This is a genomic window from Algoriphagus mannitolivorans DSM 15301, assembly GCF_000429425.1.
Classification (GTDB): Bacteria; Bacteroidota; Bacteroidia; order Cytophagales; family Cyclobacteriaceae; genus Algoriphagus; species Algoriphagus mannitolivorans.
The window spans coordinates 209,878-230,437 of record NZ_AUBV01000004.1 but is presented as its reverse complement, the minus strand read 5'-3'; the positions used below and the strand labels follow the sequence as shown (position 1 = coordinate 230,437).

The following is a 20,560-nucleotide window of genomic DNA, read 5'->3' as shown; positions in this document are numbered from 1 at the left end:
AATGAGAGAGTTGGTAATTTATTCCATTCTTTTGATCGCGGTTTTGGGACATTGTATTGCAGCGGTCAAGATGTACCGAGAGGTCAATGCAGATTCAGGATTAAGCTTTCATGAGAAAAATGCATGGAAACTTCGAGCCCTAATTTCTCCTCTTCTATTTCTGTATTATTATCGACAAGAAAAAAAGCGTCGAAATTTCGGGCATTAGAAACTTTTTGAGGCCAATGACCGCTTAAAGTCTATCACCCAATTCCAAAATCAGGGAGAAATCTCTTCCTTTTACTTTTGTAATTTTACCCTATGGAGTACATCTGGAAACTGAAACCCAAAACTTCTCAAGCAGCTATAGAAAGGCTGGGTAAGGAGATTAATATCAATCCTACCTTGGCCAATATGCTGATCAATAGAGGCGTGGAGAATTTTGATCAGGCAAAGGACTATTTCCGCCCCAGCCTCAGTCAGCTCCATGATCCTTTTCTGATGAAGGATATGGACCAAGCTGTGGACCGAATTGAAAAAGCGGTCTTAAACCATGAAAAAATCATGGTTTACGGGGACTACGATGTAGATGGCACCACGGCTGTGGCCTTGATGTACAGCTTTTTGAAAAGCTTCTATCCCCACGTGGATTTTTACATTCCCGATCGGTATAAGGAAGGATACGGAGTTTCAGAACGGGGAGTAAGAAATGCTGCTGATTTGGGCTTTTCGCTAATTATTTCTCTGGATTGCGGGATCAAAGCCATCGACAAGGTAAGGCTTGCCAAAGAGCTCGGAGTGGATTTTATCATTTGTGATCACCATACTCCCGGAGAGGAATTGCCTGCTGCAGTGGCAGTATTGGATGCCAAGCGTTCTGATTGTAATTATCCCTATAAAGAACTCAGCGGCTGCGGAGTTGGCTTTAAGCTGATCCAGGCTTATGCCAAGACGCACGGAATAGAGGAATCTGCCTTATACCCGTATTTGGATCTCCTGGCGGTGAGTATTGCCGCGGATATTGTTCCGATTACCGGTGAAAACCGTATTCTGGCCTACTATGGGTTGGACCGGATTAATAATACTCCACGGCCGGGTTTGAAAGCCCTCATCCTCCAAGCCAAAGTCGAAAAGGAAATCCAAATCTCAGACATTGTCTTCAAAATTGGGCCAAGGATCAATGCCTCAGGTCGTCTGGAGCATGCTAAAGCCTCAGTGGAGCTATTGATTTCATCCAACTTGGAGGAGGCGATTCTCCGGGCAAAGTCAGTGGACGAAGTCAATGCCACCCGGAGGAATTTTGATGAAAACATCACCAAGGAAGCTTTCGAAATGCTGGCTATCCGGGAAGAAGAGGCTGAGTGGAACTCGACTGTATTATTCAAAGAAGATTGGCACAAGGGAGTGATCGGGATCGTGGCCAGCAGGTGCATTGAAAAATACTATCGGCCGACAATTATCCTCACTGAGTCGAATAATAAGGCCACCGGAAGCGCCCGCTCGGTGGTGGATTTTGATATTTACGAGGCCATCGCAGAATGTGCCGAATTGCTGGATCAGTTTGGAGGACATAAATATGCCGCGGGTCTGACCATGTCAGTAGAAAATGTCCCGGCATTCCAGGCCAAATTTGAATCGGTGGTCCGAAGTCGGATTGAAGAGGTTCACCGTAAACCGGTGATCGAAGTCGATGATGTTCTACTTTTGGATCAGATCAACTATAAATTTTACAATATTCTCAAGCAAATGGCTCCTTTTGGACCGGGGAATACCGAGCCGGTATTCCGGATCAACAATGTGTATGCGGAGGAGGTTACGGTGCTCAAAGACAAGCATTTGAGGTTCAAAATCGTCCAAGATGGTCAGGTGACTACCCCGGTATGTCTGGGCTTCGGCATGGCAGACCGGATGAAAGATCCTGATTTGACTACGGTGAATTTGCTTCGTGGGAAGATGAGATTTGATATATTGGCAGAACTTAGGGAGAATTTTTTCCGGGATAAAAGTAGTTTGCAACTCTACGTGAAAGACATCAAATTTGACTGATATGCTGCTCCGAGCCGAACACCTCGTCAAAATTTACAAAGGCCGCCGCGTGGTCAACGACATCTCTGTGGAAGTTAATCAGGGTGAAATTGTAGGGCTTTTGGGCCCAAATGGTGCCGGGAAAACCACTTCCTTTTACATGATCGTGGGCTTGGTGCAGCCCAATGAGGGGAAGATTTTTTTGGATAAGGAGGAAATCACCAGCCTTCCCATGTACAAGCGGGCCAAGCTGGGAATCGGGTATCTGGCACAGGAAGCCTCTGTGTTCAGGAAGCTTTCCGTAGAGGAAAACATCCTCGCTGTACTGGAAATGACCAACTTACCCAAAGCCCAGCAAAAGGAAAAAGTGGAGATGCTGCTGGAGGAATTCAGCTTGACCCATGTCCGCAAAAACCTCGGAATGGTGCTTTCAGGAGGTGAGCGAAGACGGACTGAAATCGCCCGAGCCTTGGCAGTAGATCCCAAATTCGTCCTGTTGGATGAACCATTTGCAGGAGTGGATCCCATTGCCGTGGAGGAAATCCAAACCATTGTAGCTAAGCTCAAGACCAAAAATATCGGTATTCTGATCACCGATCATAATGTGAATGAGACCCTTTCCATCACAGACAGGGCGTATCTGATGTTTGAAGGTAGATTGCTCAAAGCCGGAACTGCGGAGGAATTGGCCGCTGACGAGCAGGTAAGAAAAGTTTATTTGGGTAGTCAGTTTGAGTTAAAACGCAAAGTTTTTAACTGATGGAAGTGCTCAATAGCTTTATGACTTGGATTTTTAAAAGCCGTCTGGGTCAAATTGAAAATCTCAAAAACAATCCCCTGGAAGTCCAGGATTCTACTTTTTGGTATTTGATTCAGGAAGGCAGAGCAACCGATTTTGGAAGGGAATATGGTTTTTCGAAGATCAAATCTTATGAAGACTTTGCCAAACAGGTACCACTTTTTGAATATGAGACTTTTAAGCCATACATCGAAAAAACGATGAAAGGACAGCAGCAGATCATTTGGAGCTCAGACATCGAATGGTTTGCCAAATCCTCAGGGACGACTTCCAGTCGCAGTAAGTACATACCCGTATCTGAAGAAAGTCTTGAAGAATGCCATTATAAAGGAGGAAAAGATATGGTTTCCCTGTATGTAAGCACCTTTCCGGACACCAAGCTTTTTACCGGTAAGAGTCTATCCATCGGCGGGACTTTGGAAAAAAATCCGCTCAATCCTGGCGGTTCTGCCAAGGCAGGGGATGTCTCGGCGGTTATCATGCAGAATCTGCCCATCTGGGCCCAGTTTGCCCGAACTCCAGGTTTGGAGACGGCCTTGATGGGGGACTGGGAAACCAAAATCGAGAAAATGGCCCGGGAGACTATGGATGAAAATGTCACTTCCATCGCCGGTGTTCCGACTTGGACTTTGGTTCTCCTACAGCGGATTTTAGAAATCAAAAAGGCCAAAAATATCCTTGAAGTTTGGCCGAATCTGGAGGTGTTTTTCCATGGAGCGGTGGCTTTTGGTCCGTATCGAAACTTGTTTAAGGAACTTATTCCTTCTGATAAAATGAGGTATATGGAAACTTACAATGCCTCTGAAGGATTCTTTGGGATTCAGGATCAGCCGGATTCCGAGGAATTGCTGCTTCTGCTGGACTACGGGATTTTTTATGAATTCATTCCTATGGAAGAGTGGGATAAGGAAAATCCAGAGGTAATTTCCTTGAAAGATGTGGAAATAGGAAAAAACTATGCCTTGGTGATTTCCACTAATGGAGGGCTTTGGCGATACAAAATCGGAGACACCATCAAGTTTACCTCTTCTACTCCCTACCGATTCAAAATATCAGGTAGAACCAAGCATTTTATCAATGCTTTTGGAGAGGAAGTCATTGTAGAAAATGCAGAATCAGCCATCCAGTTTGCCTGTGAGCAGACGGGGGCTACGATTACCAATTTCACGGCTGCGCCGGTATTTTTTGAAGGGAATGGATCCAAAGGGGCCCATGAATGGGTCGTGGAATTTAAAAAGGAACCGGAATCCTTGGAACAGTTTGGAAACCTTCTGGATGAAAAACTCCGGCAGATCAATTCCGACTACGATGCCAAAAGGTACAAGGATCTGGCCCTGAAACGCCTGGTATTACATGCAGCTCCTCATGGGCTTTTTGAAGCTTGGCTGGGAAAAAAAGGCAAATTGGGAGGGCAGTTTAAAGTGCCCAGATTGGCTAATTCCAGGGAGTATATTGATGAGATTTTGGGGATGATGGGGTAAGCGATGAAGAAAGTCTGCTTGTTTTTATTTTTTTCAATCTTGATTTATTCACCTGCGAAAGCCTGTGAGTGCATTTTTGGACCGCATACTTTGAAGGAATGGGCCAAAAACTATCCTTACATTTTTTACGCCGAGGTTGAAAGCTTGGTAGATAATCAAATCGAAGGTTTTGAAGACACCATTTACGCTTTACACAACTCTCAATATTTCCTAAAAGGTGGTTATCATCCTAAGTTGAAGGTTAAAGAGGTATTCAAGGGGAAGGTTTCTAACTTCATCCAAGAGGGTTATTTGGTCATGAATAATGGTTGGACCTTTTGTGGAGATTTTTTTAGGCCTGGTGAAAAAATTCTGATTTTTGCTTACGAAGGCCAATATGGAACGCTTTCCACTTCCACTTGTGACTTAAATCGAGTTTTTGCCTCCGAGGAAGAGTTTTTGAGTCAACGGGATGAAATTAAAAAAGCCACTCGCAAAAAGTTATTGGGTATTTTTTGAGAAGTAGCTTACCTTAAGCTTGACTTCTTCGTTGTTCATTTATGCCCCGATTTCACCTTATATCGCTCTATATTTTTTGTTGTGTCGCCGTTTTTTTGGCTGCTTTGGCCTATTGGTCCAAAACTCCGGAAATTCCCCAGGAGGAATCCCGGTTTCAGGAGCAGCCCATTGTGCATTATCCATCCTCATCCCGAGATTCCATCAGGCTTTTTGACTTGCCTAAGGAATTGACTTTTGCCGGAGAAAAAGTGCCTTTGGAGGAACCAGATGTCTTTGAGCGTTTGGAAAGGGAGATTTATGTGAATGCCTATTGGGAATCCAACATGATCTTGTTGATGAAAAGATCAGCCAAATTTTTCCCGGAAATAGAGCGGATTCTATCCGAAGCAGGAATTCCTTCCGATTTCAAATACTTGGCGCTCGCGGAAAGTGGATTGATGAATGTTGCTTCACCCGCAGGGGCCAGAGGCTTTTGGCAGTTTATGGAAAGTACTGGGGAAGAGTATGGACTCGAAATCAGCAAGGACGTGGATGAGCGGTACCACTTTGAAAAATCCACGGCTGCAGCTGCTAAATACCTCCTAAAGGCGCATGCTAAATTTGGAGATTGGACGGCCGTGGCTGCCAGCTACAACATGGGCCAATCCGGCTTTTCCAGAAGACAGGAAGAGCAATTCCAAAAGAATTATTACCAGCTTTATCTCAATGAGGAGACTAGCAGATATTTGTTTAGGATTCTGGCCTTTAAGGTGATTTTTGAAAACCCCGGAGCTTTTGGGTTCCATCTTAGAGAAAAGGATTATTACAAAAATCCATCACTTCGATCCATACGTGTAGATTCCGATATAAAAGACCTTGCCAGTTGGGCCAGAAATCAGGGTAGCAATTATAAAAACCTAAAGCTCTATAACCCTTGGCTCCGGGATAAAGACCTGAATGTGAAAAGAGGAAGAGTCTATGAAATTCGATTGCCGGAGTGAGGGGAAAGTACCAAGTACAAAGTATCAAGTACTAAGTACCAAGTACAATGTATCAAGTATCAAGTACCAAGAGGCAAAGGGCAATAGGCAATGAGCAAAGGTCAGGGGGCAAGAATTTTACCTCTGGGATCATAAAAACCATATCTTGAATTTTCAATACAATTACCACCAATTCAATCGATGAAAAGAAGAAATTTCCTCCATGTATCTGCCCTGGGAGCAGGAACCTCCTTGTTGGCGGGTTCTCCTGTTTTTGCAGATTCTACTTCCAAATCCTCAACTCATGCTATGGATAATTTGAAAAATATCGCTGCCGAAGCCCAGCCGATTTCTCTGGAAGAGCGAAAGGCCCGCGTGGCCAAGGCTCAGGATCTGATGGCCAAGAACGGTATTGCAGGTGTTGTCCTGGACTCAGGGACCTCTATGGATTATTTCACCGGAATGACCTGGGGCCAAAGCGAAAGACCCATGGTAGCTGTAATTCCTGCCAAAGGAGCCGTCAGCTTCGTCTGTCCCAAATTTGAAGAAGATCGCTTGGAAGAACTGATCGCTATGGGGAATAAGTTGGGAGAAAAAATCTACCCTTGGGAAGAAGATGAAAGTCCCTATGCCCAAATCGTTCAGGCAGTCCGGGATTCCGGAGTTTCTTCTGGGAAAATCGGGATGGAGGAAAGAGTACGTTTTTTCATTGCAGATGGCGTAAGAAGGGTGTCTTCGAGCTTTGAAGTGGTCAGCGCAGACCCGGTCACCATCCCCTGCCGGATGATCAAATCTCCTGCGGAAATCGCATTGATGCAGATCGCCACCAATGTAACTATTGAAGCGATGAAACTGGGATTTGCCGCTTTAAAGGAGGGGGAAGGCCCTTCTAATTTCAGCTCAGCTGTAGCTCAGGCTCATCAAAAAATGGGAGGCCGACATGCATTTGCCTTGGCCAATTTTGGTCCAGCTTCGGCTTTTCCTCATGGAAGCTCCCAACCTCAAATCTTGAAAAAGGGTGATGTAGTACTGGTGGACTGTGGTTGCAGAGTGCAGGGATACAATTCGGATATCAGTCGGACTATTGTTTTTGGAACTGAGCCTACTGCCCGGCAACTGGAAATCTGGAATCTCGAAAAAGAAGCCCAAGCAGCAGGATTCAAAGCCGCTCAGATTGGGGCTCCTTTGGAAGCAGTGGATGCCGCCGCCAGAAAAGTCATTACGGATGCGGGCTTTGGGCCGGATTACAAATTACCGGGACTCCCTCACCGTACCGGCCATGGTATCGGAATGGACGGACATGAATGGGGCAATGCAGTCCGGGGCAATAAACAAATCTTGGAACCGGGAATGTGCTTCAGCATTGAACCCAATATTTCCATTGTCGGTGAGTTTGGGGTGAGACACGAAGACTGTGTGTATATGACAGCGGATGGTCCGGTTTGGTTTTCCCAGCCTAGCCCTTCGATTTCCCAACCTTTCGCCTAAAAGACTTAACCCTCTAGGTTCAAAATCACGAAATACATGTCGATTTCCCCTTTGTTTTTAGCGGGAAGTTTGCCTCTGTATTTGCAGGGGATTTGATCTTTGACCAGTTCATAAGTGGCTCCACTGAGATTGATCTGTCCGGGTAATGAATTCTGTTCCATTCTGGCGGCGATATTTACCGTATCTCCCCAGATGTCATAAGCGAATTTCTTCTCTCCTACGACTCCGGCAACCAGTGGGCCACTGCTGATTCCTACTCTAGCTTCAAATAGTCCTCCATTTGAACGGCTCTTCCGAATGTAGGAGAGCATTTCAGCGGCGGCTTGGATGCATTTGATGGCATGCTCCGGATCTGGATTAGGTAGGCCAGCAACAGCCAGATATGCATCTCCAATGGTTTTGATCTTTTCCAGCCCGTACTTTTCGAGGATTTGGTCAAAGGTCTGGAAATAGGAATGCAGCTCGTGGACCAATTTCTTCGGGGAAAGGTTTTCGCTGATGGTCGTGAAGTTGACAATGTCCACAAACAAGACGCTGACATTGTCAAAATGGTCTGAAATAAAGGTTTCTCCGGCTTTCAACCTCTGCGCAATGCTTAGAGGCAGCATGTTGAGCAGAAGCATTTCATTTTCGGAATAAAGCCGACTCAGCTCCCTGGTTCTTTCCTTGACTTTCAGCTCCAGGTTTTTGTTGGTTTCTTCCAAAGAAGTATAGAGTTCTGCATTCTCAATACTGATTCCCATCTGGGTAGAAAGCAGTCTTAAGATTTCTGCAATATTTTCCCCAAAAGCCCCAAAAGCCAGATTATTTTCCAAATACACCAAGCCTTTCAATTTTTGCTTGAAGCGGATAGGCACACAAATGACACTTTTGATAGGGTGCTTTTGGAAATAAAAATCCTGTCCAAATCGCTCGTCCGAGCTGGCATCATGGAGGACTACCGATTCCTGACTATGCAAGACAAAGTTGATCAGCCCATCTGGGTATTCTCCCGAGCTGATGTCAGACCAATTCCCTATCTGGGCCTGAATGAATGAATTCCCATTTTGGACTTTGAAGTATCTTCCACGCTCTGCGCCGGCATTTTCCTGACAAATTTGAAGAAGACTGGTAAGGAGTGTGTCAATATCTGTTTCGGCGCTAAGCACTTGAATACTCTTGATCACGCTGAGGTAATCCAGATCTGTTTCCCCTGAAATTTGAGAATCCCCTGTTTTGAAGCCTTCCTTTTGGGTTTCAAAGGCAAATTGAGGGTAATTTTGTCTCAGGCAGTGGACCTTTTGGATGGATCCATATTTATTGTAAGCATGCAGGGCCTCGCCAAAGTAAGATTTCGCCTTGTCCAGGTTATTGAAGGAAAGGTAAATCTGGAACAAGGACTCCTGGATCAATCCCATATTCCTGAAGTTCCCGGTTTTCTTGGCAATGGACAAGGCTTCTTCAAATTCAAGAATTGCCACCTTGGGCCCTTTGGAGATCCAGGTCAGGTAGGCGTTCATCAAGGAAATCGCCCCTTGGAAAAAATCGTTGTCAGCCTGATTTTGGGAATGAGTCCAATCGAGAAGTTCCTTGAGCTCCTTTTCCGGGTTTTCTCCTCCGTCATTGAGGTAAAGCAAAGCTTTGCTGATGAAGTATTGAAGTTTGATAGCCGGAACCATCAAATTGGAGAAATAGGCTTCCTCCAATTGGGAAAGAAGAGCATAATGTCCCAACACTTCAGTGTGGTTTCCATGCAGATTAGCCAATGAGCAATGGAAATTCAAAAAGATACCCAAGACGTTATACAACTTATTTCCCATCATTTCCCCGATCCATTCAGCTATGGTTTTCTCAAGGATAATGTTGTTTTCCGGGTTTTCTTCCTGCTGTTTTTTGGCTAATTCATTAATCAGGCTGTGCAAAAGCGAAGCATCTCCCTGTCGGATTGTCTGGAGAATAGAGTGATAATTTCGGGCTGTTGAGATCAGTTGACTCAAAGGGTTCCCATGGTAAATCATCAGACCGTATTTCACCTGGATAGAAAACCCAGTATATCCCAAATCTCCAAATTTGAGTCCGTCTCCAATGGCTTCATCGAGTAATGGATCAAAATAATCCTTGTTTTTTACCCAAGGTGCCAAAAAGTAAGAAGTGACAAATTTGAGCTGAGGATCCAAGGAGGGGTCGTTTAGTTTTTCAGAGATCTTGATGGAGGCCTCACCGATCCTTAAGGCTTTCATTTTATCTCCGATCACTGCGCCCATGATCATTCCAAAGCTGCACAGACCCAGGGCACCTTGGATGGAGAGTCCCTTAGTGAGCAGGATTTTAGTCATTTCCAAAACTGTCACCATCCACAGCTGCCCATTTCCGGAAAGGAAGGCACAGGGAAGTTGACTATAGAGAACCTTATTGATCAAGAAGGTTTGCTCATCCTGAATGGTGTCTAGTCGGATGAGGTCATGTGGATTTTGGTCGCCCAAAAGGCCAAGCACCTCTCCCAGTCCTTTTCCTATGGAGTCTTGACTCGGATCGGGGAGCTGATAGTTTAGGTTTTTAAACCCTTTTACACATTCCTGAGCGGCTTCTTCAAATTTCAGGGTATAGACCAAAATCCCGATTTTCTCACAAATCGCAGAAATCTGATGCTTAAGATTTTTGGATTTTTCCTCAATAAAATCCAAGAGAGAAAGAGCCCTTGGAGGGTTTCCATGAATGAATTCACTTTGGGCCAAATTAAAATAAGCACGGAAGGTTTCCTCCGGCAAGGTCTTCCAACAATTCTCAGGCAACAGCTTGATGGCCAAGTTGAGAAATGGGGCGGCAGGGGCATTGTTTTCTTTGGCGATGATTCCGGCCTGGATAAGGGTCTCTGCCACGGACAGCTTTTCATTTTCCTTGAAAATCAGATCTTCTGCCATCAAATAGTGGGAAGCGACTTCCAAAATCTCCGAAGGTTGAAAGGCTTGGTCTTCGCCTAAGCGTGCAAGGGTATAATGGATCTTCTGTGTGGCAGTTTTGGGCTGAATAGAATAAAGAGCCTGCTGGATTCGATCGTGAGCAAAGCAGAAAGAGGCATTCAGTGAAATACCCGACAAAATGATGAACCTGTGGTTTTCATTGATTGGAAAAATAAGCTCAGACTCCAATGCTTCCACAATTCCTCGGGCAAGGGTATCCCGGTCCTTTTCCGGGAAAAGTGTCTGAAGTGTATGAAAATCGAAGGTTTTGTTGATACAGGATGCTGCACATAGAATGTCCAGACAATTGGGGGAAAGGGACTCCGTACGGGAAATGACCAAATCCACCACATTATCCGTAATTTTTAAAGAATTGAGTCGGTCTTCGTCCCATACCCAGCGGACTTTTTCTTCACTCAGTTCGAGACGGACGATGTTTTCGGTAGATAGCTGTCGGAGGATTTCAGAGATGAAAAAGGGATTTCCATTGGTTTTGTGAAACATCCTTTCCGCAAGATTTTCCACTTCTTCTTTCTCCCTTAGCAGGGTTTCGGACAGAAGCTCCACGAAGTCCCTTTTTTGCATCGGGGGAATGGTGAGCATGACTTTGTTGTCCTGGCTTTCGCTTACTTCTGCAATCCATTTTTCAAAGTAAGAATTCCAATATCGAGGCTCGGACCTGTAGGCACAGACAAAAAGAGTCTGGCCTCCCAAAGAATTTTCCTGAAGCCATTTTGCCAAGGCCAAGCTGCCGGCATCGGCCCATTGAAAGTCATCCAGAAATATGCCCAAAGGCTTCACGTGCTTGGAGAAGAGGTATAAAAACTGCCGAATGGTCAAGCGGAATCGGTTTTCGGATTCTCTTCCGGCCAAGGGTGCCAAAGCCTGATTATCTCCAAAAATCAGTTTGGCTTTAGGAATTAAGGTGGTAAGCACTGCTGAGTTTTGGCCGAGCTCCAGCCTGAAAAGGTTGATGAGATGATGAAGGTCTTCTGGTTTGGATTTTAAAATTTGGTCCAGAAGGTCCTCAAAGCATTCAATGACTGCGCTATAAGGGACATTTTGGTTGAATTGATCAAACTTTCCTTCGACAAATAATCCCTTTTTGCTGATGAGGTTTTTCTTCAGGTAAGAGACCATTTTTGTCTTCCCCACACCAGATTCCCCACTGATAAACAAATTGGTCTGAAGACCATCAAAAAGCCTATTGGTGCAATTGTCCAAGACCTCCAATTCTGCCTTTCTTCCATAGATCCTATCCGGCATTTTGAGGTTAAAATGGTAGTCCATTTTCCCCAACTCGAAATCCGGGATAAAGCCTTTGGTAAGAAAGTGGGTTTTGGAGATTTCCAAATCATGCATGATTCCTTCAGCTCCTTGGTATCGGTCATCTCCTGTTTTGGATAAAAGTTTGAGAATGATTTCTCCCAAGGTTTCAGGAAAAGTGGGATTAAACAGAGAGGGGCTTTCTGGGATCCTGGCGATTTGTGCGTGCGTGAGTTCCAGAAGGTCTTCAAATTCGAAAGGTAGCCTTCTTGCTGCCATCAAATACAAGACTACACCCAAGGAGTAAAAGTCAGAGCGATGATCGATTGCTTGGTTGGTTCTTCCGCTTTGCTCCGGGGATTGGAAAGGAAGGATATGCTTGGATCCTACCAAAGGCTGGGATTGAGGGATTTCGTTTTTGACATTACTGGAGGCAGTAAAGTCCACCAGTTTAACTTCTTTCCCATCTTTGGAGATCAAAACCGTGTAGGGATTGATGCTTTTGTGAATCAGTCCTTTTCTATGGAGCTTGCTTAAGATTTTACAAAGCTGAGTGGCGATGGAGAGAAACTGGGGAATAGTAGGGGAATTGGCTTGCAGCCATTTGGCCAGCGTAGTCCCGTCAAAATCCTCACTGAAGATGGTGAAATTTCCGTCCTTTTCCTGGTGAGAAAGCACCTTGGGAATACCCTCCATCTCAAACTCTTTCAGAATGCGGACTTCATGGTGAAAATTGGCAAGTTCCTTAGTGCTAGGCTGTTGGTTTTTCAGCTTTTTGGCCAAGAACTTTTGATCCTGTTTTTTAGAGTTTACCCGGCATAGGATAAATTGCTCATCCTCGAAGATGAGCTCATCTAATAAGTATCCAGGTAATAATTCCATTTGTGTTAAGCTTTTTTGAAATATGGGAATACATGTTCGTCAAATAGAGCATGTAGCGTTTTATCTTTTTTGCTTCTAATCCTCTTATTCAATTCTTCGACGACATCTACTTGATATCCTTTTGTGGGGACAGGCTCTGCTGTGGGAGTATAGGCAGTGTGGAGCGTCATGCCAAAGATGGCATCAGGATGCCCCAGCCTACAGATAGGCCCCTGGGTCAAATTCCCCCCATCGAATATCCAGAACTCGCAATCTATATCACCGGGTGTAACATTCTCGATATAAGTATAAACTGTACAGACAATGTATCCATTTTTCTGATCTTTAGGCTTTCCGCTCTTGGGAATGAACTGGGGAGACATGCCCACCTGATTTGGCGGGAAGATAAAGCTGTCTTCGATTTCCATAGTCTGGCAATTGACCCGGATCAGGTTGGAGGGCTTGCCGGTTTGGGTGATATGATCGAAAAGCTGAAGCGATATTACTCGATGCTCATATTTCGCATACATCCGGTGAATAAATTCCGTCAAGGCCTCTGGGAATAGACCACTGCACATCCAGAAGATGTACGCTATCTTTTCCGGAAGCTGATCCACTGGAGTTTGGTCCAGATAGGCATAGAAACTTAAATTAAAAGTATTGGGGGATTTCTCTCGTGTGCCATTTTCTCCCAGAGGATCTCCGAAGCTCATGAGGTTGAAGGAACGAAGTGGGCTGTAGGTCTCCGGGTCTATTTCGACTTTTTCGATGCGACTGACATCCATTTGTCCCACCGCAATCATACCCAGTAGGTCGGTTTGGATTTTGGTTTTGCCCAAGCCAAACAGCTTTTCCCAGAAGGTATATTTCTTGCCGGTGTATTGATAATCGTAAGGGCGCAACCATTCCGCGAGGCAGGCGGCATTGTTATGGGCTAGGTGCATGGTGATTTTGCCTCCTTCCTCCCGGTAATCGGTCAGAAAATGCAAGGTTTCAAAGGGTAGCTCGGTACTGTTGACTTGGACATTGGGCAGCTGATCCCCATGGACTGGGGATCTCAGGGCTTGCTCAAAATCCTTCCTTTTCACAAAATAGAACATTGCATTGGGCTCCATGGGAGAGGTCATGAGCCATCTTAACACCCTTTCAAAAAATTCAGATAGGAAGTTGTCGGTTTTACGGTATGGACGAAGTGAATTGATGATCTGATCCGGTGTAAACTTAAAAGAGGCGTCCAATAAAATGATGTGATTTTCGGTCAAAGCAATCTGATGTAGGGTTTGCTTGATTACCAGATTTTTTCCGTTTGGAAGCACCAGATTGGCTTTCTTCAGTTTCCCTTTTCCATCCCATGAAAATACATGGGTAAACCTCTTGGTGTTTCTTCCTGCCCATAGCCCGTTGAAAAGGTCCTGAATCAAAAAGAAAACCCCGAACAAAATCAGCAGAATTGCTTTGGGTAATTCTACCAAAAGGACTCCCAACAAGTCCCTGATGGATTCAATTTTAGAATTGATGACCCCCAAATTCCGAATGGTGTCTGCAAATACCCGCCCATAGTTTACACCAATAAATTCATTGGTTTTGGGATCAAAAACCGGGTGAGCCGTAGCCATTATGAGAGGGAAAGGCTTGATTCCATAGGAAAAACCCAAGAACTTCTTTTCGGAACCCATCAAAGCCTCCCACTCATCCAAAGTCCCAATGGGGCTATAAGTTTTGAGAGTTTTGGGATCGCATAGATAAGGCCTGCCATCGTCTGCACAGACGACGATTCTTTCGGTAGGATCTTCTGAGAATTTTATCGGAGTGATTGCCGTATTGAGCCGGTTTCTCATGCCGATTTTGAAGCTTAATCTTCCCAGTCCAAAATCACTGAATCGGTATTTATGAAATGGATTTTTTTCTTTTCGGCCTTCTTTGTCAAGGGTAAATGGACTGAAAGTAGCCTCGTCTGCCAAAAAACTTTCGCTGACAGAAAATTTAAAACTGAGCTTTGCGGCATCTTCCTGATTTAAATCCAGCTTGAGAATCATGCCGTCTCCTCCTAAAATAGGTTCGTTGGCTTTTGAAAATTCTCCGTCCTCGCAATCTCCCGCAGGAACCATAAAATAGGCGTAACCCCGTATGTCATTAGGGATTTGGCCACCTAGGACTTGAAGAGAAAGGTCGGTAAACTCCTCCCTTTTGGTCCTCATCAGTGCTCTTGGAAGTTTGTACTTCATAATGAAAATTGGTTAAAAGCGGGACTATGAGAAATACTAAAAGCGGAAAAGGCACCCTGGAAAGAAGCAAATTGGATTCCTACCTTTTCTAAATTACTTAATATCCTTTCAAAAAAAAATAACGTAAAAATGAGTTTTTGGAAAACGAAAACTAATAAAAATTTAATTTTTGCAATTTTTCATTTGATTTTTCCACGATTTATCGGTCGATAGGAATTCTGTGGTTTCGGGAGATTTCAGGAAAATAAAAAATGATAAGCCGAATAAGTAAACTCAGATTGCCTAGTATCAGTTACCTTAAGGTCTACTCAATCGAAATTCGTACTTTCGCAGTTTAATAATTCCCCTCCTCAAATGAGTCAATCCCCTGCTTCACAGGAAGAATATATAGAAATTTTCGGCGCCCGAGAGCATAATCTGAAGAACCTTGACCTGAGCATTCCTCGCAACAAACTCGTGGTAATAACGGGGCTGTCGGGAAGCGGAAAAAGCTCCTTGGCCTTTGACACCATCTACGCCGAAGGTCAAAGGAGGTACATGGAAAGCTTTTCTGCCTATGCAAGGTCATTTTTAGGGGGAATGGAACGTCCGGACGTGGACAAGATCAATGGACTTTCTCCGGTGATCGCCATAGAGCAAAAGACTACTTCCAAAAATCCCCGCTCCACTGTGGGAACGGTGACGGAGATTTATGATTTTATGCGTCTTCTATACGCCAGAGCCGGTGAAGCTTACTCCTATCTGACGGGCAAGAAAATGATCCGCCAGACGGAGGATCAAATCATTGAGCAGCTTTTTTCAAAGTTTCTGGGAAAAAAACTCTACATCCTTGCCCCTGTGGTCAAAGGGCGTAAGGGACATTATCGGGAGCTGTTTGAGCAAATCCGAAAAATGGGGTTTTCTAAGGTTCGTGTGGACAATGTAGTCATGGATATTGTCCCAAAGATGCAGCTGGACCGGTACAAAATCCACGACATCGAGATTGTAATAGACCGGATAGTGGCAGACGAATCAGACCGGTTTCGTATCACCCAATCACTGAAAGCTGGTTTACAACACGGTAAAGGAGTGATAATGATCCGGGAGGAAAACGGAGACATTCATCATTTTTCCAAGTATTTGATGGACCCGGAGACTGGTTTGTCCTATGATGAGCCCGCCCCAAATTCTTTCTCTTTTAACTCCCCTTATGGTGCCTGTCCTACCTGTAACGGTCTTGGAATAACTGAGGAAATTACCCGGGAAAGTATCATTCCCGATCCGAGTCTGAGCATCACCCGAGGAGGAATTGCTCCCTTGGGTGAATACCGGGATATATGGATCTTCAAGAAAGTGGAGGCCATCCTCAAGCACTATAAATGCAGCATGAGTACTCCGATCAAAGACCTTCCGGGCCATGTGGTAGAGGTTTTGCTCTTTGGAGACAAAGTGGAAGTGGCCGTGGATTCTGTCAAATACCCCGGTACGAAATGGCATACGACTTTCGAGGGGATTGTAAATTTTCTTCAGAAATATCAGGAAGGGAGTTCTGAGAAGATCCAAGATTGGGTTTCTGAATTTACAGTCACCAAAACCTGTCCCGATTGTGAAGGCTATCGTCTGAAAAAAGAAGCACTTCATTTCAAGATCGATGAAAAGCATATCGGCGAGCTGGCGATGCTGGATATTCGCGGACTTGGGGATTGGTTTGAAGGCTTGGAAGAGCGTATGAGCGATAAGCAAAATATGATTGCGGCAGAAGTTCTTAAAGAAATCCGAAAACGGATTGGGTTTCTGCTCGACATTGGCTTGGACTACCTGTCTCTGAACAGGCCCCTTAGGACGCTTTCCGGAGGAGAGGCTCAGCGAATTCGTCTGGCCACCCAGATCGGGACTCAACTGGTAGGAGTGTTGTATATCCTGGACGAACCCAGTATCGGGCTTCATCAGCGGGACAACGTTAAACTGATCAAGGCGCTCCAAAGCCTCAGAGATTTGGGTAACTCCGTGTTGGTGGTAGAGCATGACAAGGACATGATGCTGGAATCGGACTATGTGCTGGATATGGGACCCGGAGCCGGTAGGCATGGTGGACATGTGGTAGCAGCAGGTCCGCCTCAGGAGATTTTCAACAACGGCTCCATTACTTCCAGATACCTGAGCGGAAAACTGGGACTTCCGATTCCTGAAAAAAGAAGAGAAGGCAAAGGCAAAAAACTTGTTCTCAAAGGCGCCTCCGGCAATAATCTCAAGAACGTGGATTTGGAAATCCCATTGGGGACACTGATCCTGATCACCGGAGTCTCAGGAAGTGGGAAAAGTACCCTGATCCACGAGACCCTTTTCCCAATTCTGAATCAACAGTTTTACAACTCCAAAAAAGAGCCGATGCCCTACAAAAGTATCGAGGGATTGGAGCATTTGGACAAAGTCATCGAAGTGGATCAAAGTCCGATCGGAAGGACTCCAAGATCCAATCCGGCGACGTACACAGGAGTTTTTTCTGATATCAGAACGCTGTTTACCGAATTGCCAGAGGCTAAAATCCGGGGATATAAGCCCGGAAGATTTTCCTTCAATGTCAAAGGCGGGCGATGTGAAGATTGCGAAGGTGCAGGAATGAAGCTGATCGAAATGGACTTTCTTCCGGATGTGCATATTCCTTGTGAGACATGCAAAGGCAAACGGTACAACCGGGAAACCCTGGAAGTCAGGTTCAAAGGAAAATCCATCTCCGATGTCCTAGATATGACCGTGGAGCAGGCGGTGGAGTTTTTTGAGAATCAACCCAAAATCCTTCGAAAAATCAAAACGCTCAACGATGTGGGATTAGGCTATATCACGCTCGGACAGCATGCCACCACCCTGTCCGGTGGAGAAGCTCAGCGGGTTAAGTTGGCCACTGAACTTTCGAAAAAGGATACCGGAAAGACCTTCTACATTCTGGATGAGCCGACTACGGGGCTACACTTTCAGGACATTGACCTGCTGATGACGGTGCTTCAGAAATTAGTGGAAAAAGGAAATACTGTCCTGATCATTGAGCATAATCTGGATGTGATCAAAGTGGCGGATTATGTGGTGGATTTGGGTCCGGAAGGTGGAAATAAGGGAGGGTCAATTTTGGTTCAGGGCAGCCCAGAGCAGGTGGCGGAGCATCCAAGCAGCTATACCGGGAAATTCCTGAGGATGGAACTTGATCGGTCAAATCAAGGGTAATATCAATCCTCTCTGCCTTTTATCACATTCACCAAAGGCAAAGCGGAACATGACTTATTTTTGGATTAGGTATGTATAGAATTAGGCTGTATTGGGTATTGCAGATTTTTGGCTGGGGGAGTTTCGCCTTGGTCAATATCGTTTTTGCGTCTCTTTCTCAGGGAGTTTCGGCAGTTCAGCTTTGGGCCTTTATTGCTTTGGCGGCATTTTACCTGGTCTCCACTCATGGGCTACGGCATGTGGTCAAAGCCTATGAATGGTTTAAACTCGGGATTCTTCGGCTTTTGATCCAGACACTCCTGGCACTGTTGGCCTTAGCTGTGGTCAATGTTTTGGCCCAGATTCTGATCAACCTGGCTTTTGGAACATTAAACCCCAACGAAGATTTTAGAGCCCTTGTCATCACGGTCAATCTCTTTGTCAGCTTTCTTTATTATGCTTTTTGGTTTTTGCTTTACTTCCTATTTCACTTTTTGGATAATTACAACAACAGCTTGAAATATGAAGCCAAGATCAATGAAATCCGCCTAAACCACCTGAAAAGTCAGCTCAATCCCCACTTTATTTTTAATGCCTTAAATTCGGTGCGTGCATTGGTGGATGAAGATCCCGAAAAAGCCAAAAATGCGATTACCAGAATTTCCAATATGTTGAGGTTTTCGCTGGTGATGGATAAAAAGCAGGTCATTGATTTCGCAGATGAGTTGTCCACGGTCAAGGACTATCTGGCTCTGGAATCTATTCGTTTTGAGGAAAGGCTGGAGGTGGTCTATTTGATTGAGGAAGAGGCCTTCAACTATAAAATCCCACCGATGATGCTACAAACGATCGTGGAAAACGCCATCAAGCACGGCATATCCAATCTGGTCAAAGGAGGCTTGATTGAAATCAAATGCAGGGAAGGTCTTCAGGATGAATTGTATATTCAGGTCAAAAACAGTGGGTTTTTGAACACCAACTCCAAAAATTCCTCTAAATCCGAAGGAGGTCATGGCTTGGTCAATACTAAGCAAAGACTGAAACTTCTGTACGGTGACAAGGCGAGTTTCAGGATTTTTAATTCCGGAAACCAATACGTCATCACCGAAATAAAAATTCCAAAACAAAGAGTTACTTTAGAATAACCAACCCCAATAAAATGAGAGCCATAGTAATAGATGATGAAAGATTAGCCCGAAAGGAGTTGATCAATTTGCTTAATCAGCTGGAAACGGTCGAGGTGGTGGGAGAAGCGGTCAATGTCGATGATGCCAAAGAGAAGATCGAGCAGTTGCAGCCGGATGTAATTTTCCTGGATATTCAGATGCCCGAAAAAACCGGGTTTGATCTACTGGAAGAACTGGATCATGTTCCCCATGTAATCTTTACCACTGCCTACGACGAGTATGCCTTGAAAGCATTTCAGGTCAATGCCTTGGATTACCTTCTCAAGCCCATTGAACCCAAGCGCTTGGAGGAAGCAATCAATAGGTTGGTCGGTAAAATTGACAATGGAAACAAAAATCAAGAGTCTGCTAATTATCACAACAACAAAAAACTTACCCTGGATGATCAGGTATTCGTCAAGGATGGAGACAGATGCTGGTTTGTGAGATTGTCCAATGTCCGACTCTTCGAATCCGACGGGAATTATATCAAGGTTTACTTTGACAATTTCAAGCCCATGATCCATAAGTCCCTGAATGCCTTGGATGAGCGATTGGATGAAAAGTCTTTTTTCCGCGCCAGCCGAAAGCACATCATCAATTTGGGTTGGGTCGAAGCCATCGAACCTTGGTTTAACGGGGGATTGGTTGTGACACTTCGTGGCGGGGACAGAATTGAAGTAAGCAGGAGACAAGCTGCCAGATTTAAAGAAATGATGAGTCTTTAATATTTCATAGTCAAAAAAAAGCATTTGATTTTCCAAACTAAATTTGGACATTAGGGTAAAATTAGATTCTCACTGGAAAATTTGAGTCTTCCTTACCCAGAAAGCACATCAATTCTTTAACTATGAAAGAGGAAAGAATCCTGATCGTCGAAGACGATATTAGCATCGCAGAAAATATTCAGGAAATCCTGGAACTGTTGGGCTACGTCAATATCGACATCGCCAACTCAGCCAACCAATGCATTAAGGTAATTAAGAAATACCGCCCGGACTTGATATTCATGGATATCAAGCTTAAAGGAGATAAGGATGGAATTGAGTTGGGAGAGATTGTCAAGCAGATGGTGGATGCACCTTTGGTATTTGTCACCTCTTATTCTGATCCGACGATTATTGAAAGAGCTAAAAGAATTGCTCCTGCAGGATTTATAGTTAAACCCTTCAATACCAACGATATTCATGCGATCGTAGAGATCGTTCTTTATAACAAACGTACCAAACCTGCACCAGAAGCGGCAGTTGTTAAGGTAAGCAACGAAAGTCCATTCTTGGTCAACGATGCGGTCTTTATCAAAGCGGACAATGCCTTTGAAAGAGTCCCCTATGAGGATCTGTATTATGTAGAAGCCAATGGAAATATGGTCTCCATCTTCACCAAAAACAGGGAATACAGCATCCGAAAGTCTATGAAAGAAATCGAGGATATCCTGCCCTCTCATTTGTTTCTGAGAGTTCAGAAATCATTTATTGTGCAGCTGGGGCAGATTGAAAGCTTTAACACTAAGGATATCAATCTGAAGTCCGGAGCGGTGGTCCAGGTCGGAAGACAGTATTACAATAGCTTCTTGGCGAAATTGAATACCATCACTGAAAGTTGAGCGATTACAGTTAAACCCTCCAAGGGTTTCGAACCCTTGGAGGGTTGATTTAATCACAAGAAAACAAAAAAAAGGCGAGCAAAGCCCGCCT

13 protein-coding genes are annotated in these 20,560 nt (G+C 44.6%); 11 read left to right on the top strand and 2 right to left on the bottom strand.

Going from position 1 to position 20,560, the window contains the following annotated elements; translation table 11 throughout:
* Position 1: 1 nt before the first annotated feature.
* The 7 genes from G458_RS0103605 to G458_RS0103575 all read left to right on the top strand — a co-directional run bounded on the left by G458_RS0103605 (position 2) and on the right by G458_RS0103575 (position 7,229).
* On the top strand, positions 2-208 hold the full coding sequence (locus G458_RS0103605) for a hypothetical protein (protein WP_026950699.1): 207 nt from the start codon (positions 2-4) through the stop codon (positions 206-208).
* A 92-nt stretch (positions 209-300) separates the two neighbouring features.
* Positions 301-2,025 (top strand): single-stranded-DNA-specific exonuclease RecJ, encoded by a 1,725-nt coding sequence (recJ, locus tag G458_RS0103600; RefSeq protein ID WP_026950698.1) that lies wholly within the window; start codon positions 301-303, stop codon positions 2,023-2,025.
* A gap of 1 nt (position 2,026) precedes the next feature.
* Positions 2,027-2,764 carry an LPS export ABC transporter ATP-binding protein gene (lptB, locus tag G458_RS0103595; protein ID WP_026950697.1) on the top strand — a complete coding sequence of 246 codons (738 nt, stop codon included), beginning with the start codon at positions 2,027-2,029 and terminating at the stop codon, positions 2,762-2,764.
* Positions 2,764-4,284 carry a GH3 auxin-responsive promoter family protein gene (locus tag G458_RS0103590; RefSeq protein ID WP_026950696.1) on the top strand — a complete coding sequence of 507 codons (1,521 nt, stop codon included), beginning with the start codon at positions 2,764-2,766 and terminating at the stop codon, positions 4,282-4,284. The genes lptB and G458_RS0103590 overlap by 1 nt, the downstream gene beginning before the upstream one ends.
* A 39-nt stretch (positions 4,285-4,323) precedes the next feature.
* Complete coding sequence (locus G458_RS0103585) at positions 4,324-4,782, top strand: hypothetical protein (RefSeq protein ID WP_157359685.1); 459 nt, start codon at positions 4,324-4,326, stop codon at positions 4,780-4,782.
* 41 nt (positions 4,783-4,823) lie between these two features.
* Positions 4,824-5,762, top strand: coding sequence for a lytic transglycosylase domain-containing protein (locus G458_RS0103580; RefSeq protein WP_026950694.1), 939 nt, complete (start codon positions 4,824-4,826; stop codon positions 5,760-5,762).
* A gap of 180 nt (positions 5,763-5,942) precedes the next feature.
* On the top strand, positions 5,943-7,229 hold the full coding sequence (locus tag G458_RS0103575; protein WP_035467690.1) for a M24 family metallopeptidase: 1,287 nt from the start codon (positions 5,943-5,945) through the stop codon (positions 7,227-7,229).
* A gap of 5 nt (positions 7,230-7,234) precedes the next feature.
* On the opposite strand, the gene G458_RS0103570 is transcribed toward G458_RS0103575, so the two are convergent.
* Positions 7,235-12,316, bottom strand: coding sequence for an adenylate/guanylate cyclase domain-containing protein (locus G458_RS0103570; protein ID WP_026950692.1), 5,082 nt, complete (start codon positions 12,314-12,316; stop codon positions 7,235-7,237).
* Positions 12,317-12,321: 5 nt separating this feature from the next.
* The gene (locus G458_RS0103565; protein WP_026950691.1) at positions 12,322-14,520 is read right to left on the bottom strand and encodes a carotenoid oxygenase family protein; all 2,199 of its coding nucleotides are present in this window, start codon (positions 14,518-14,520) and stop codon (positions 12,322-12,324) included.
* Positions 14,521-14,874: 354 nt separating this feature from the next.
* Between G458_RS0103565 and uvrA the strand changes: the two genes are divergently transcribed.
* From uvrA to G458_RS0103540, 4 genes are all read left to right on the top strand, one after another.
* On the top strand, positions 14,875-17,718 hold the full coding sequence (gene uvrA, locus G458_RS0103555) for an excinuclease ABC subunit UvrA (RefSeq protein WP_026950690.1): 2,844 nt from the start codon (positions 14,875-14,877) through the stop codon (positions 17,716-17,718).
* Between the two features lie 71 nt (positions 17,719-17,789).
* Positions 17,790-18,842 carry a sensor histidine kinase gene (locus G458_RS0103550; protein ID WP_026950689.1) on the top strand — a complete coding sequence of 351 codons (1,053 nt, stop codon included), beginning with the start codon at positions 17,790-17,792 and terminating at the stop codon, positions 18,840-18,842.
* Between the two features lie 14 nt (positions 18,843-18,856).
* Positions 18,857-19,591 carry a LytR/AlgR family response regulator transcription factor gene (locus G458_RS0103545; protein ID WP_026950688.1) on the top strand — a complete coding sequence of 245 codons (735 nt, stop codon included), beginning with the start codon at positions 18,857-18,859 and terminating at the stop codon, positions 19,589-19,591.
* 122 nt (positions 19,592-19,713) lie between these two features.
* A complete protein-coding gene (locus G458_RS0103540) occupies positions 19,714-20,469 on the top strand; it encodes a LytR/AlgR family response regulator transcription factor (RefSeq protein ID WP_026950687.1) in 756 nt (251 codons plus the stop codon).
* Positions 20,470-20,560 lie beyond the last annotated feature (91 nt).